The 15,991-nt window shown below is 61.1% G+C and carries 9 protein-coding genes; 8 read left to right on the forward strand and 1 reads right to left on the reverse strand.

The genetic code is table 11. The features are described from left to right. Positions 1-119: 119 nt before the first annotated feature. From KW840_RS14265 to KW840_RS14290, 6 genes are all read left to right on the forward strand, one after another. Positions 120-1,895, forward strand: a complete 1,776-nt coding sequence (locus KW840_RS14265; RefSeq protein ID WP_218495770.1) for a type I secretion system permease/ATPase — start codon at positions 120-122, stop codon at positions 1,893-1,895. 35 nt (positions 1,896-1,930) lie between these two features. Then, positions 1,931-3,241 (forward strand): HlyD family type I secretion periplasmic adaptor subunit, encoded by a 1,311-nt coding sequence (locus KW840_RS14270; RefSeq protein ID WP_371318468.1) that lies wholly within the window; start codon positions 1,931-1,933, stop codon positions 3,239-3,241. A 2-nt stretch (positions 3,242-3,243) separates the two neighbouring features. Continuing rightward, positions 3,244-4,611: a TolC family outer membrane protein gene (locus KW840_RS14275; protein WP_218495772.1), complete on the forward strand. Its 1,368-nt coding sequence runs from the start codon at positions 3,244-3,246 to the stop codon at positions 4,609-4,611. 154 nt (positions 4,612-4,765) lie between these two features. Beyond that, positions 4,766-7,813 carry an autotransporter serine protease gene (locus tag KW840_RS14280; protein WP_218495782.1) on the forward strand — a complete coding sequence of 1,016 codons (3,048 nt, stop codon included), beginning with the start codon at positions 4,766-4,768 and terminating at the stop codon, positions 7,811-7,813. 23 nt (positions 7,814-7,836) lie between these two features. After that, on the forward strand, positions 7,837-9,537 hold the full coding sequence (locus tag KW840_RS14285; protein ID WP_218495784.1) for a polyurethanase: 1,701 nt from the start codon (positions 7,837-7,839) through the stop codon (positions 9,535-9,537). A 102-nt stretch (positions 9,538-9,639) separates the two neighbouring features. Further along, positions 9,640-11,493 carry a polyurethanase gene (locus KW840_RS14290; RefSeq protein WP_218495786.1) on the forward strand — a complete coding sequence of 618 codons (1,854 nt, stop codon included), beginning with the start codon at positions 9,640-9,642 and terminating at the stop codon, positions 11,491-11,493. Positions 11,494-11,615: 122 nt separating this feature from the next. On the opposite strand, the gene KW840_RS14295 is transcribed toward KW840_RS14290, so the two are convergent. Beyond that, a complete protein-coding gene (locus KW840_RS14295) occupies positions 11,616-11,840 on the reverse strand; it encodes a YgdI/YgdR family lipoprotein (RefSeq protein ID WP_218495789.1) in 225 nt (74 codons plus the stop codon). Between the two features lie 197 nt (positions 11,841-12,037). Between KW840_RS14295 and KW840_RS14300 the strand changes: the two genes are divergently transcribed. Next, positions 12,038-13,705, forward strand: coding sequence for a VRR-NUC domain-containing protein (locus KW840_RS14300; protein WP_218495791.1), 1,668 nt, complete (start codon positions 12,038-12,040; stop codon positions 13,703-13,705). Next, entirely contained in the window at positions 13,702-15,981 is a 2,280-nt protein-coding gene (locus KW840_RS14305; protein ID WP_218495801.1) for an ATP-dependent DNA helicase, read from the forward strand. Before KW840_RS14300 ends, KW840_RS14305 begins: the two co-directional genes overlap by 4 nt. The last annotated feature ends 10 nt before the right edge of the window (positions 15,982-15,991 follow it).

Genomic DNA, 15,991 nt, shown 5'->3' on the forward strand with positions numbered 1-15,991 from the left:
CACAAAACATTGTTCGTTATTTGTAAACGATAACGGGCAAACAATGTCTCGACCGTGTGCGGACAGTTAACTGGAACCTCGCCCGCGCGTGGCGATAAATATCAGCTCAGGAATAACCAATGAAGATGGCGAAGGCCCCAGCCACCACACCATTAATAAAGGCACTGGGGGACTATAAGAGCATCTTGATCAGCGTCGGTTGTTTTACCGCCCTGATCAACATTCTGATGTTGGCGCCCTCTATCTACATGCTGCAAGTCTATGACCGGGTACTGTCTTCGCAGAATGAAACAACACTGGTCATGTTGTCGCTGATGATTGTCGGGTTCTTTACCTTTATCGGTTTGCTGGAAGCTGTCCGCAGTTTCATCGTCATCCGTATAGGCAGTCAGTTGGAGCGACGGTTCAATCTGCGGGTCTATCGGGCGGCGTTCGAGCGCAACCTGTTCAAAGGCGAAGGCAATGCGGGACAGGCGCTGGGGGATCTGACACATATTCGCCAGTTCGTCACCGGCCCGGCGTTGTTCGCGTTTTTCGATGCGCCGTGGTTCCCGGTGTACCTGTTGGTGATTTATTTGTTCAACATCTGGCTCGGCGTTTTTGCCACGGCGGGGGCTCTGCTGCTGATTGCGCTGGCCTGGCTGAATGAGTCCATGACCAAAAAACCGTTGGGCGAAGCCGCCGCGTGTTCCCAGCAATCCAGCCAATTGGCCACCAGCCATTTGCATAACGCCGAAACCATTCAGGCCATGGGCATGCTGGGGGCGTTGCGCAATCGCTGGTTTCAGGTGCATTCACGGTTCCTCGGCCTGCAAAACCAGGCCAGCGACACGGGCGCCGTCATCAGTTCCTTGAGCAAAACCCTGCGCCTGAGCCTGCAATCGTTGGTGCTGGGCCTTGGCGCATTGCTGGTGATCAAGGGTGACATGACTGCGGGAATGATGATTGCCGGTTCGATCCTGATGGGCCGTGTGCTGAGTCCTATCGATCAGTTGATCGCCGTATGGAAACAATGGAGCGGCGCCAAGCTGGCTTACCGCCGTCTCGACGCCTTGCTGCAAGCCTTCCCGTGGGGCGACGAGGCCATGGCGCTGCCGGCGCCGAAGGGCCAGATCACCTTTGAGCAGGTTAGCGCGGCGCCTCCGGGGCAACGGGCGGCGACCCTGCACCTGGTCAGTTTCAGCCTCGCAGCGGGTGAGGTGATGGGCGTGCTCGGTGCTTCCGGTTCCGGTAAATCGACACTGGCACGGGTACTGGTGGGTGTCTGGCCGACGCTCGGTGGTACGGTGCGGCTCGACGGTGCGGACATCCATCGCTGGAACCGCGACGACCTCGGGCCTTACATCGGTTACCTGCCGCAGGACATCGAGTTGTTCAGCGGCAGCATCGCGCAAAACATCGCGCGTTTCCGCGAGGCCGATCCACAGAGCGTCGTGGCCGCCGCACAGCAGGCCGGGGTGCATGAACTGATCCTGCGCCTGCCGCAAGGGTACGACACCGTGCTCGGCGAAGACGGTAGTGGCCTTTCCGGCGGGCAGAAACAACGGGTGGCCCTGGCCCGTGCGCTGTACGGCCAGCCGCGCCTGGTGGTGCTGGATGAGCCGAACTCCAACCTCGACACCGTGGGTGAAGCGGCGTTGGCCAGCGCGATTGCGCAAATGAAGGCCCAGGGCACCAGTGTGATTCTGGTGACCCATCGTTCTTCCGCGCTGGCCCAGGCGGACAAGTTGCTGGTGCTCAACGAAGGCCGCTTGCAGGCGTTCGGTCCGAGCCAGGAAGTGCTCAAGGCACTCTCGGGGGCTCAGCAAGCACAACATGAAAAAACCGCGCAAGCGCCGGGCGGGCTCAGCATGAGCTGGAAGTCTCAGCCCGCGACAAGGAGTTCGGGCGTATGAGCCGCAGGCAGGTAAACCCTCAAAACGAAGCGACGATGGAGCACGACTACCTGGCTGGACAGCCTGAACGCGATGCGCGTTACTTCGCTCGCCTGGGTTGGATACTGGCGATTGTCGGCGCTGGCAGTTTCTTCACCTGGGCCAGCCTGGCCCCCCTCGATCAAGGCATACCGGTACAGGGCACAGTGGTGGTTTCGGGCAAGCGCAAGGCCGTGCAGTCGATGAGCAACGGCGTGGTCAGCCAGATTCTGGTGAGCGAAGGCCAGCGGGTGAAACAGGGCCAGCCGTTGTTCCGGCTCGACCAGACCCAGGTCGCCGCGGACGTGCAATCGTTGCAAGCGCAGTACCGCATGGCCTGGGCCAGCCTTGCCCGTTGGCAAAGCGAGCGGGACAACCTCAAGCAGGTGAATTTCCCCGCCGAGCTAAGCAATGATCCCGACCCGCGTCTGGCGTTGGTGCTCGAAGGCCAGCGCCAGTTGTTCAGCAGTCGTCGCGATGCCTTCGCCCGCGAGCAGGCCGCGTTGCGCGCCAGCATCGAAGGTGCCGGCGCGCAACTGGCCGGCATGCGCCGTGCCCGTACCGACTTGAGCGCTCAGGCCGATTCCCTGCAACAACAGCTAAGCAATCTGACGCCACTGGCGGAAAACGGCTACATCCCGCGCAATCGGTTGATGGAGTACCAGCGGCAACTGTCGCAAGTGCAACAGCAGTTGGCCGAAAACCTCGGCGAAAGCGGTCGGGTGGAGCAGGGCATTGTCGAGTCCCGCTTGAAGTTGCAACAGCATATCGAGGAGTACCAGAAAGAAGTACGCACCCAACTGGCCGAAGCGCAGCTCAAAAGCGTGACGCTGGAGGAACAGTTGACCTCCGCCGGGTTCGATCTGCAGCACAGCGAGATCATCGCCACGGCTGACGGCATTGCGGTCAATCTGGGTGTACACACGGTAGGCGCGGTGGTGCGCCAGGGCGACAACCTGCTGGAGATCGTGCCTCAGGACACGCGCCTGGAAGTGGAAGGGCACCTGCCGGTCAACCTGATCGACAAGGTCGGTCCGCACCTGCCGGTGGATATCCTGTTCACCGCCTTCAACCAGAGCCGCACCCCGCGAGTACCAGGTGAAGTCAGCCTGGTCTCCGCCGACCAGTTGCTCGATGAGAAAACCGGCGCACCGTACTACGTGCTGCGCAGCAGCGTCAGTGACCAGGCCATGGAGAAACTCAATGGCCTGGTGATCAAGCCCGGTATGCCGGCGGAAATGTTCGTGCGTACCGGTGAGCGTTCGCTCCTCAATTATTTGTTCAAACCGCTGCTCGACCGGGCAGGCTCCGCGTTGACCGAGGAATAAGGATGTTCGGCTGTATGAAAAAGCTTTCGATGCTCGGGGCGGCGTTGATGTTGTTCGCGGGCAACCAGGCCGTGGCGGCCATGGGACCGTTCGAGATCTATGAACAGGCACTGCACAATGATCCGGTATTCCTCGGCGCCATCAAGGAACGCGATGCAGGCCTTGAGAACCGTGCCATCGGCCGCGCCGGGTTGTTGCCAAGACTGGGTTACAACTACAACAAGGGCAGGAACAGCTCCAAGGCTACCTACCTCAACGAGCGCGGGCAAAACCAGAGCGATGACCGCAACTACAGCAGTTACGGTTCCAGCCTCACCTTGCAACAGCCGTTGCTCGACTACGAGGCCTACGCGGCTTATCGCAAGGGCGTCGCGCAATCGCTGTTTTCCGACGAAAATTTTCGTGGCAAGAGCCAGCGATTGCTGGTGCGGGTGCTGGAAAACTACACCAAGGCGTTGTTCGCCCAAGACCAGATCGATATCGCCCTGGCCAAGAAGAAAGCTTTCGAGCAGCAGTTCCAGCAGAACGAGCAGATGTTTCGCCAGGGCGAAGGTACTCGCACGGACATTCTCGAAGCCGAATCGCGCTATGAGCTGGCCACCGCCGAAGAAATCGAAGCACGTAATGAACAGGATGCATCTCTGCGCGAACTCGGCGCGCTGATCGGTGTGCCGGCGATCGACATTGCCGACCTTGCACCACTGGATCAAAACTTCCAGACCTTCACCCTGCAGCCGGCCAATTACGACACCTGGCATGAGATGGCCGTGGCCAACAACCCCAACCTGGCTTCCCAGCGCCAGGCGCTTGAAGTGGCGCGCTACGAGGTCGAGCGCAACCGGGCCGGGCACCTGCCCAAGGTCAGCGCCTACGCCACGGTGCGTCAGAATGAATCGGAAAGCGGCAACACCTACAACCAGCGCTACGACACCAACACCATCGGCATCGAAATCAATGTGCCGCTGTACGCCGGCGGTGGTGTTTCTGCATCGACCCGCCAGGCAAGCCGTGGGATGGAACAGGCCGAGTACGAACTGGACGGCAAGACCCGGGAAACCCTGATCGAATTGCGACGGCAGTTCAGCGCCTGCCTGACAGGGGTGAGCAAGCTGCGTGCCTATCAGAAGGCCCTGGTCTCCGCCGAAGCGCTGGTGGTCTCGACCAGGCAAAGCATTCTGGGCGGTGAGCGGGTCAACCTCGATGCGCTCAATGCCGAGCAACAACTGTTTACCACCCGCCGGGATCTGGCCCAGGCCCGCTACGACTATCTAATGGCCTGGACCCGGTTGCATTTCTACGCCGGGACCTTGAGCGAGCAGGACCTGGCCAAGGTGGATGAGGCCTTCGGCCAGGGACCGAGGGTGCAGTAGCTATTAAAAACAGTATGGAGAGGACTCAAAAAATGCCTGTCTGTTGAGGAACTGCACACCGCAGCCCCTGTAGTGGCGCGTTTTAACCAAGAGGAATTGAGGCAAGGCGTCTAACAACAAGGATTTTGGCAACACAACTAAGGAAGGTAGCTCGATGAATAACAAGTACAACAATCTAGCCGTGCTCTGCGCGTTGGCCACACTGGGCACCGCACACGCGGCACCCTACGTGGAAAACGGCAGGACAGGCGATCCCGAAAGCTGGCGCAGCACAGAGTTCAGCGCTGACTGGGGCCTGGGGGCGATCAACGCGCAGGATGCCTATGCGGCCGGTTACACCGGCAAAGGCGTGAAGCTGGGGATCTTCGACCAACCGGTATACGCCTTGCACCCGGAGTTTTCCGGAGCCAATAAGGTCATCACGCTGGTGACCAGCGGCATCCGCGAGTACACCGACCCGTACATTCCGGTCAAGGTCGGGGACGCCTTTCTCTATGACGGTTCGCCCTCGGTGGGCTCCAACGGCAAACTCGGTGCCCACGGCACCCACGTCGGCGGGATCGCCGCCGGCAGCCGCGATGGCGGACCGATGCACGGCGTCGCCTTTGGTGCACAGATCATCAGCGCCGACAACGGCGACCCGGGCCCGGAAGACGGTATCGTACGCGGCAACGACGGCGCGGTGTACAAGGCCGGTTGGGACGCCCTGATCGCCAGCGGCGCGCGGATCATCAACAATAGCTGGGGCATCGGCATCACCGACCGCTTCGACCTCGGCGGTCGGGACCCGGCGTATCCGCACTTCACCGTGCAGGATGCACAACTGCAGTTCAACGAGATCCGGACCTTGCTGGGGACCAAACCCGGCGGTGCCTACGACGGCGCCATCGCGGCGGCCCGCAGCGGCATCGTGACGATTTTCGCCGCCGGTAACGACTACAACCTCAACAACCCGGACGCCATCGCCGGCCTCGGTTATTTCGTCCCCGAGATCGCGCCGAACTGGATGACCGTCGCCGCCTTGCAGAAGAACCCGGACACCAACAGTCCCGCCCCCTACAACATCAGCACCTTCTCGTCGCGCTGCGGCTACACCGCGAGTTTCTGCGTGTCGGCGCCGGGCAGCCGGATCTACAGTTCGATCATCAGCGGCACCGATGCCGCTGACCTGACTACCGGCTACGCCAATTACAACGGCACCTCCATGGCGGCACCGCACGTTGCCGGCTCGGTGGCGGTGTTGATGGAACGCTTCCCGTACATGACCGGCGCACAAGTCGCTAGCGTGCTGCGTACCACCGCCACCGACCTCGGCGCACCCGGCGTCGATTCGCTGTATGGCTGGGGCATGATCAACCTGCGCAAAGGCATCGACGGCCCGGCGATGCTCGTCACCGAGCAGGACATTCCCGAAGAGTTCCGCATCGACGGCGCCTACGGCTTCAGTCAGTTTGTCGCGGACTTGCCGGGTATCGGCGCGATCATCGACGCCGGCAAACCCACCGAGCGTGTGTGCAACGACGTGCACTGCGGGCTCGACGTCTGGCGCAACGACATATCCGGCCACGGCGGCCTGACCAAGCAGGGCATCGGCACGCTGGTGCTGACCGGAGCCAACACCTACACCGGCCAGACCCTGGTCAATCAGGGCCGATTGGCCGTCAACGGTTCGCTGCTATCGGCCGTCACTGTCAATGACAATGGCATCCTCGGTGGTAACGGCAGTATCGCGGCACTGACTGCGAAAAGCGGCGGTACCGTGGCGCCCGGCAACTCCATCGGCACCTTGCAGGTGACGGGCGACATGACCTTCGAGCCCGGCTCGACCTACGCCGTAGAGGTGTCGCCCACCCGCAGCGACCAGATCATTGCCGGCGGCACAGCCACCATCGAAGGCGCAACGGTCAGCCTGACCCTGGAAAACAGTCCAACGCTGCTGACCACCGGCGAGGCGAAAACCCTGCTGGGCAATCAGTACAACATCCTGCAAGCCGCTGGCGGGATCGAAGGGCGTTTCGGGGCGGTGTTGCCGGACTACCTGTTTATCGGTGGCACCCTCGGTTACACGACGGACAGCATTCAACTGGCGGTGGAGCGCAATGCGACATCTTTCACCAGTGTAGGCCTGACCCCGAATCAACGGGCCGTGGCCGCTGCCGCCGAGCAACTGGGCACAGGCAATCGGCTCTACGAAACCCTGCTGTTGTCGCCGACCGCCGCTGTCGCGCAACAAGCGTTCCAGCAACTGTCCGGTGAGATTCATCCGGCGATCGGCACGCTGCTGATCAACGACAGCCGCTACCTGCGCGATGCGGTCGGCGAACGTCTGCGCGAGCGTGATCTGTTCGACGCCAGCGCACCGACCGATGACCGCAGCAATGCCTGGCTCAAAGTGCTCGGCGCCTGGGGCAAGAGCGATGGCGGGAATGACAACGCCAGTTCCAACAGCTCCATCGGCGGGCTGCTGGCCGGCGTCGATGGCTTGATCACTGAAGACACACGACTGGGTTTCGTTACCGGTTATAGCGACAGCTCGTTGAGCATGGGCGATGGCACGCACTCGTCGGCATCGGTCGACAGCTACCACTTGGGCGCCTACCTGGGCCACGAAATCGACGCGCTGCGCCTGAGCGTCGGCGGTGCTTACAGCTGGCATCGCATCGACGTCAAACGCGACCTGCAATTCGGTGACGTCAGCGGCAAGCAGAAATCCAAACGCGATGCGACCACCGCGCAACTGTTCACCGAAGCGGCGTATCGCCTGGACCTGCAACCGCTGGCACTGGAGCCGTTCGTCAACCTGGCTTACGTGCACCTGAACAGCGACAGCTTCAGCGAAAAAGGTGACGCCGCCGCACTCAAGGGCGGTGAAAACAACCGCGACGCGGTGCTCTCGACCCTTGGCCTGCGGGCGAGCAAAGCCATTGCGCTGTCCGATCAGCAACAACTGGAACTGTCCGGCACGCTCGGCTGGCAGCACAACCTGGGCAACACCCGTTCCGAAGACCACCTGGCCTTCGTCAATGGCAACACCGCGTTCAGCGTGCAAAGCGTGTCCATGGACCGCAATGCCGCGGTGGTCGGTGCCCGGGCCGGCTGGGCGCTGGGACGCGATACCCGCTTGAACCTGGACTACAACGGACTGCTCGGCTCCCGGGAAAAAGACCATGGTGTGGGCCTGACCCTGGACTGGCAGTTCTGATTTGACGCAAAGGAAGCAAGAAAATGGGACTGTTTGATTACAAAAATGCCGGCAGTGAGGCCGGCAAGGCGTTGTACTCCGACGCGATCGCGCTGGCGCTGTACGCGTATACGCCTACCGGCCAGCCACTCCCGGCGACCGCCTGGGCGCCAATTGGTGCCTCGGCCTTGGGCTATCAGGGCAAGGTTGGCACCCAAGGTACCTTCTATGGCGAGAAGGACGGCTTCACCAGCGCCGAAGCCGAAATCCTCGGTAAATACGACGGGGCCGGGAACCTGATCGGCCTGGGCATCGCCTTCCGTGGCACCGGTGGCCTGGGGTACAGCGACACCTTCGGCGACATGAAAAACAACCTGTTGGCCGCAGTCGGTCCGGTGGATTATGCGAGCAACTACGCGAAAAACGCTTTCGACAGCCTGCTCAAGAGCGTCGCTGCATTCGCCATCGCCCACGGCCTGAGTGCCAGGGACGTTGTGGTCAGCGGGCATAGTCTTGGCGGTTTGGGGGTCAACAGCCTGGCGGAGTTGAGTGGCAATGACTGGGGCGGTTTCTTCAAGGAAGCCAACTACATCGCCTTCGCTTCGCCAACCCAAAGCGCCACCGGCAACAATGTGCTCAACATCGGTTATGAGAACGACCCGGTGTTTCGGGTGCTCGACGGCACTACCTTCAGCAGTGGCTCACTGGGCAAGCACGATGGTCATCAGGATTCAGCGACCAACAACGTTGTCAACTTCAATGACCAGTACGCCTCCACCGCGCAGAACCTGGTGCCCTTCAGCATTCTCAACCCGCTGAACTGGTCGGCCCATGGATCGCCGGGTTACGCCGACGGACTGAACCGGGTGATCGACTCTGCCTTCTATGACCTGACCGGGAAGGATTCGACCCTGATCGTCTCCAACCTGTCGGCGTCGTCTCGCGGCGCCACCTGGGTCGAGGACCTCGGGCGCAGTGGCGAGCCGCACACGGGCAGCACGTTTATCATCGGCACCGACAGCGCCGATTGGCTCAAGGGCGGCGCCGGCAATGACTTCATCGAAGGCCGGGACGGCAACGACCGTTTCCGCGACGACGGCGGCTTCAACATACTTTTGGGCGGCAAGGGCAACAACACGTTCGAACTGCTCAAGCCACTGCAGAACTTCAGCTTCGCCAACGATGGCGATGGCACGCTGTTCGTGCGTGACGCCTATGGCGGCATCAGCATGACCCGGGACATCGGCGCGCTGGTGAGCCAGGAGTCCGGATCATGGTGGAGCACCAGGGACATCACCTGGACCGTCACCGGCAACGGCCTGCTTAACGGCAACGAACTGACCCGCTACAGTCATTCGCTCAACGGCGATGCCCTCGGTAATACGCTGTTGGCCGACGCCCAGGGCGACTGGCTGTTCGGCAACGGCGGCGATGACGTATTGCGCAGCGACAAGGGCCACGTGACCTTCGTCGGCGGCAACGGCAACGACGTGATGCATTCCACCGGGGACGGCAGCAATACCTTCCTGTTCAGCGGCGCTTTCGGATTTGATGCGATCAATGGCTACCAGGGCAGTGACACCCTGGTGTTCATGGGCGTTGAAGACGCGGGGCAGGGCTATGACTACCGACAGCATGTCTCCCAGGCCGGTCAAGACACGGTGCTGAAGGTTGGCGACTTTTCCGTGACCCTGGTCGGGGTGGGGCTGGATAACCTGTCGACTTCCGGTTTTGTGTTTGCCTGACAGATTTTTGTAACAGCACTGGAGGCTCCGGGCATCTCGCGATCGAGGTGTCCCGGCTGTGAGCTATCTCTGACAATTCCAACAAAGAGAGAGGCAATACCCATGGGTGTGTACGACTACAAGAACCTTGGTACAGAAGACGCCAAAGCGTTGTTCACCGACGCGATGGCAATCACGCTGTACTCCTATCACAACCTCGACAACGGCTTTGCCACCGGTTACCAGCACAACGGTTTCGGCGTGGGCCTGCCGGCAACGTTGGTGACCGCGCTGATTGGCGGCACCGACTCCCAAGGGGTGATTCCCGGTATCCCCTGGAACCCCGATTCGGAAAAGGCCGCACTGGACGCGGTACAGAAAGCCGGTTGGACACCCATCACCGCCGCGCAGCTGGGTTATGACGGCAAAGTCGATGCACGGGGAACCTTCTTCGGTGAAAAGGCCGGCTATACCAGCGCCCAGGTGGAAATCCTCGGTAAATACGACGCCCAAGGGCACCTCACGGAAATCGGCATCGCCTTTCGCGGCACCAGTGGCCCTCGTGAAAGCCAGATCAGTGACTCCATCGGCGATGTCATCAATGACCTGTTGGCGGCATTGGGTCCACAGGATTACGCGAAAAACTATGTGGGTGAAGCGTTCGGCAAGCTGCTCGCCGACGTCGCGGCGTTTGCCCGGGCCAACGGGTTGTCCGGTAATGACGTGCTGGTCAGTGGTCACAGTCTCGGCGGGCTGGCAGTCAATAGCCTGGCGGATTTGAGCCGCGAAAAATGGGGCGGTTTCTTCCAGGATTCCAACTACATTGCCTACGCCTCGCCAACTCAAGGCAGCAGCGACAAAGTGCTGAACGTCGGCTATGAAAACGATCCAGTGTTCCGCGCGCTGGACGGTTCGGCGTTCAACCTGGCATCGGTCGGTGTGCACGATGCCGATCAAGCCTCGGCCACCAACAACATTGTCAGCTTCAATGACCACTACGCGTCGACCGCATGGAATCTACTGCCGTTTTCCATCCTCAACATTCCGACCTGGATTTCCCACTTGCCGACCGGTTATGGCGACGGCATGACCCGGGTGCTGGAGTCACGGTTCTACGACCTCACCAGCAAAGACTCGACCATTGTTGTTGCCAACCTCTCGGACCCGGCGCGGGCCAACACCTGGGTCCAGGACCTGAACCGCAATGCCGACATCCACAAAGGCAGCACTTTCATTATCGGCAGTGACGGCAACGACCTGATCCAGGGCGGCAAGGGCAACGACTATCTGGAAGGCCGCGACGGCAACGACACCTTCCGTGATGCCGGTGGCTACAACGTCCTTTTGGGCGGCAACGGGCACAACGTGCTCGACTTGCAGCAGTCGGTGAAAAACTTCGACTTTGCCAACGACGGCGCCGGCAACCTGTACATCCGCGATGCCAATGGCGGCATCAGTATCACCCGTGACATCGGCAGCATCATGAGCAAGGAGCCGGGCTTTTTATGGGGGCTGGTCAAGGATGACGTGACCCACAGCGTCACCGCAAACGGGCTGGCGGACGGCAACCAGCTGACCCGGTACGAGTCGTCGATAAAGGGGGGCATGGGGAACGATACGCTCAAGGCGCAGGCGGTCGGCGATTGGTTGTTCGGTCTCGACGGCAACGATCATTTGATCGCAGGCAAGGGCAACGACGTCTTGATCGGCGGGGCCGGCAACGACCTGCTGGAATCGGGGGGCGGGATCGATACGTTCCTGTTCAACGGCGCGTTTGGCCACGACCGGGTGTTGGGCTATCAGTCGAACGACAAACTGGTGTTTCTCGGGGTACAGGGTGTTACGCCGGCCGACGACTTCCGGGACCATGCCACCGTGGTGGGGCAGGATACCGTGCTGACGTTTGGCAATGATTCAGTGACATTGGTCGGGGTCGGGCTGGACAGTTTGTCGGGTGCGGGGTTTGTGATCGCCTGATGGTGAGTTGGCGCCGGTAAGGGCCTCTTCGTCGGAGCGCCGCCCGGACCAGGCCCACTCCCGCAAGGTTGGCGCATACCCTGTGGGAGCGGGCTTTCCCGCGATGAACGATAACGCGAAATTCAGTCTTCCCTGCGAATCGTGGCCACTTCATCAGCCTTGACTTTCACTTTCGCCCCGGAAATATCTTCGAACTCGAAGAAGCCATCCTTTGTCTTGGTTTCCGGCATGTCCTTGGTCAAATACTGGGTGCCGTTCTGCAGCGTCACCACCGTTGGCGTCGAGCAACCGGCCAGCGCCAGCAGGGCCGCTGCAGCCAGGGGCAAGCCCAATGTCTTGATGTCCATAATCACCTCCCGTACGTTTTGAAGCAGCACCATCAGCTCGAGGCTGTCACCGTTTCTCTCTGGCGGTTGGTGCCGCCCGGGGGCAGAAAGTTCTACTGCCCGGAAAAAATACCGTACAGCGCCGCCATTTATCCTTTTCCGATTGCGCCGCGCAGGGCGGAACTGGTATCTGTACGCATAACCAGTATTCGCTCGCCATGGCCCATTTCCCTGTGACTGCAAATCCCCTCGACGATCCGTTCTACTACTTGAACAACTTCATGCAAGTGCTTGATTGGCTTGAGCAGCGCTCAAGCGATTTGTTGAGCGTCGAAGAGCAGCGCTTCACACATGAGTTTAAGCGGTTGCCCCGTGAATCGCAGGCGCTGCTGGTCAGAATGGTGATGCGCAAAGGCGTTCATTTCAGGGCGAGCAAGCTGCATTACGACGAAATCGGCGATATCGGCACCGCCGCCGGCCCGCTGCTCGAGCTGGGTTGGGTCGAAGGGCAAATGCCCATCGCCATCGACGAACTGTTCGAGGTGTTGCTCAAGGCAGAAATCCTCCAGACCTTTGCCGCTGTCATCGATCAACCCAAAGGCAGGAAAGCCGATTGGTTGCCGGCGCTGTGCGAGCAGTTTCCCCAGGTGCAAAGCTTCAACGACTGGTGTCCGAGCCTGGACGAGCGTCTGTTCAGCCTGACCATCATGCAATTGTGCGATCGCCTGCGCCTGATGTTTTTCGGCAACCTGTATCAGGACTGGTCGGAGTTCGTATTGGCCGACCTCGGTATCTACACCTACGAAAAAGTCGAATTCTGTGCCGAGTCCCGTGGCTTGCGCAGCCGCGAAGACGTGGATGCCTGCGTCCTCCTGCACGCATACCAGCAACAATTCGAGGCCGGTGAAGCGCTGGAAGAGGTGGCCGAGCGGATCAAGGGCCTGGCGCTGGACAATCCGTGGTTGCAACGCCGGCGCGGCAAGCTGCTGTTCCAGATGGCCCAGTACTGCGAACGCATCGCCGATTTCTCCATGGCCCTGAACCTGTACCGCGAATGCGCTTTTCCCGGCGCGCGTGCGCGGCTCATTCGCGTACTGGAACGCAGCGGCCAGTTTGAACAGGCGATGGACCTGGCCGTGCAGGCTGAACAGGCACCGCAAAGCGCCGCGGAACACCAACAGTTGCTCCGCGTCCTGCCACGTCTGCGGCGCAAGCTCGGCGGGCCGCCCATCAAGCGGGCAGCGCCTCGGGAAATGCAGCGCCTGGACCTGCAATTGCCCAGGACAGACCCGGCATTATCGGTCGAGTTCTATGTTCAGGCGCATCTGGCGCAAGATTCGGCGCCGGTGCACTACGTGGAAAACAGCCTGGTCAATTCATTATTTGGCCTGCTGTGTTGGCCCGTGATCTTCGCGCCTTTGCCGGGGGCGTTTTTTCACCCGTTCCAGCGCGGGCCGGTGGATTTGCTCAGCGAAGACTTCCATGTCCGCCGGGCCGAACTGTTTCAGGCTTGCCTGGCCGAACTCGACGACGGGCGCTACCGGCAGACCATGCGCGAACGTTATGCCGCCAAGTGGGGCGTGCAGTCGCCGTTCGTGTTCTGGAGCGTGCTCAGCGAAGAGTTGCTGGAGCAAGCCCTCGATTGCCTCCCGGCCGAGCACCTCAAGCACTGGTTCAACCGCCTCTTGCTGGACATCAAGGCCAATCGCGCCGGCATGCCGGACCTGATCCAGTTCTGGCCGCAGCAAAAGACCTACCGCATGATCGAGGTCAAGGGCCCGGGCGATCGCCTGCAGGACAACCAGTTGCGCTGGCTGGAGTTCTGTCATGAGCACCAGATGCCCATCGCCGTGTGCTACGTGCAATGGGCGGAGCAGGGCGATTGAGCTACAGCATTGCGGTGCGGGCGCTGTGCGAGTTCACCGCCAAGACCGGCGACCTCGACCTGCGCTTCACACCGTCACCGACCGCGCTGGAAGGTATCGTCGGGCACCGTACGGTGGCCTCGCGGCGCAGCGAGGGTTACCAAAGCGAAATTGCCCTTGAGGGCCAGTACCAAACCTTGACGGTCAAGGGCAGGGCGGATGGCTATGACCCCGAGCAAAACTGCCTGGAGGAGGTAAAGACCTACCGCGGCGACTTGAGCAAACAACCGGCCAACCACCGCCAATTGCATTGGGCCCAGGCCAGGATCTACGGCTGGTTGATGTGTCGGAAACTGGACCTTTCGCGGATCAGTCTGGCACTGGTGTATTTCGACATCGTCAGTGAAAAGGAGACCCGCCTGGTCGAGTCTTTCGATGCCATCGAGTTGCAACAGTTCTTCGAACGGCATTGCGCGCGGTTCCTGCAATGGGCCGAACAGGAAGTCGCCCATCGAGAAGGGCGCAATCTGGCTGCGCAGGGCCTGGCCTTTCCCCATGCCGGTTTTCGACCGGGGCAGCGTCATCTGGCCGAGTCGGTGTTCAAGGCCGTCAGCACGGGGCGCTGCCTGATGGCCCAGGCGCCCACGGGCATCGGCAAGACCCTGGGCACCTTGTTCCCCATGCTCAAGGCGCTGGCGCCGCAGCAACTGGACAAGGTGTTCTTCCTTACGGCGAAAACCCCGGGACGGCAACTGGCCCTGGACGCCGCGCATGTGATGCTTGCCAGCGCCGATGCGCCGCCGTTGCGGGTGCTGGAGATGATCGCCCGGGACAAGGCCTGCGAACATCCGGACAAAGCCTGCCACGGCGAGTCCTGCCCACTGGCCCGGGGGTTCTACGATCGCCTGCCCGCCGCACGGCAGGCGGCCAGTCAACTGAGCCTGTTGAACCAGAGCGCCTTGCGCGAGGTCGCCCTGGCGCACGATGTCTGCCCGTATTACCTGAGCCAGGAAATGGCGCGTTGGGCCGACGTGGTGGTTGCCGACTACAACTATTATTTCGATTTCAGCGCGTTGCTGTTCGGTCTGGCCCAGGCCAACAACTGGAAGGTCGCGGTGCTGGTCGACGAAGCCCACAACCTGGTGGAACGCGGCCGCCAGATGTACAGCGCCAGCCTCGACCAGGCGACCTTCAACGGCGTGCGCAAAACCGCGCCCGAAGCGCTGAAAAAACCCATGCAACGGGTCAACCGCGAGTGGAATGCCCTGCATAACGCGCAAACCGGCGCCTATCAGGCCTATGACAAGGCGCCGGAAAAGCTCCTGCAGGCGCTGTCATCGTGCAGCGCCAACATCGGTGACTACCTCAACGATCACCCTCAAGGCCTGGACAGCGCACTGCAGGGATTTTACTTCGAGATGCTGCACTTTTGCCGGGTCGCCGAACTGTTCGATGAGCAGTTCCTGTTCGACATCAGCAAGCGCGACCTCGAGCGCCAGCGCAACCTCTCGCAACTGTGCCTGCGCAATGTAGTCCCCGCCGGCTTCATCCGCCCGCGCCTGACCGCCGCGCGTAGCACGGTGCTGTTTTCCGCGACCCTCAGCCCCCGGCACTATTACGCCGATTTACTGGGAGCGCCGCAGGACACGGTGTGCATCGACGTCGAGTCGCCGTTTCACGCCGATCAACTGCAAGTGCACATCGTCGACCAGATCTCCACGCGGTTCGTACATCGCCAGTCCTCTCTCGAACCGATCGTGGACTTGATCGCCAGGCAGTTCTGCAAACGCCCCGGCAATTACCTGGCGTTTTTCAGCAGTTTCGATTATTTGCAGCAGGTGGCGCAGTTGCTGGCCGAGCGGCACCCGCGGATCAAACTGTGGTCGCAATCCCGTGGCATGGGCGAGGCACAACGCCAGGACTTTCTCGACAGGTTCACCGAAGACGGCGAGGGCGTCGGCTTTGCAGTGCTCGGCGGTGCGTTCGGCGAAGGCATCGATTTGCCCGGCGCACGGCTGATCGGTGCGTTCATCGCCACCCTGGGGCTGGCACAACTGAACCCGGTCAACGAGCAGTTGAAACAGCGCATGGCTGCGATTTTCGGCGCTGGCTACGATTACACCTACCTTTATCCCGGCGTACAGAAAGTGGTTCAGGCCGCTGGACGGGTCATCCGTACGCAACAGGATCAAGGGGTGGTGATGTTGATCGACGACCGTTTTGGCGAGCACAAGGTCAGGCAATTACTGCCGCGCTGGTGGTCGATTGCGCCAACGATTTTTCGCTCTGCGCCGTAGGAGTCTTTAC

The sequence above is a fragment of the Pseudomonas sp. PDM30 genome (assembly GCF_019218985.1).
Classification (GTDB): Bacteria; Pseudomonadota; Gammaproteobacteria; order Pseudomonadales; family Pseudomonadaceae; genus Aquipseudomonas; species Aquipseudomonas jessenii.

Coding starts and splice junctions, on each gene's coding strand:
- KW840_RS14265 (WP_218495770.1), top strand. CDS start 120: ATGAAGATGGCGAAGGCCCCAGCCACCACACCATTAATAAAGGCACTG.
- KW840_RS14270 (WP_371318468.1), top strand. CDS start 1,931: ATGGAGCACGACTACCTGGCTGGACAGCCTGAACGCGATGCGCGTTAC.
- KW840_RS14275 (WP_218495772.1), top strand. CDS start 3,244: ATGTTCGGCTGTATGAAAAAGCTTTCGATGCTCGGGGCGGCGTTGATG.
- KW840_RS14280 (WP_218495782.1), top strand. CDS start 4,766: ATGAATAACAAGTACAACAATCTAGCCGTGCTCTGCGCGTTGGCCACA.
- KW840_RS14285 (WP_218495784.1), top strand. CDS start 7,837: ATGGGACTGTTTGATTACAAAAATGCCGGCAGTGAGGCCGGCAAGGCG.
- KW840_RS14290 (WP_218495786.1), top strand. CDS start 9,640: ATGGGTGTGTACGACTACAAGAACCTTGGTACAGAAGACGCCAAAGCG.
- KW840_RS14295 (WP_218495789.1), bottom strand. CDS start 11,840: ATGGACATCAAGACATTGGGCTTGCCCCTGGCTGCAGCGGCCCTGCTG.
- KW840_RS14300 (WP_218495791.1), top strand. CDS start 12,038: ATGGCCCATTTCCCTGTGACTGCAAATCCCCTCGACGATCCGTTCTAC.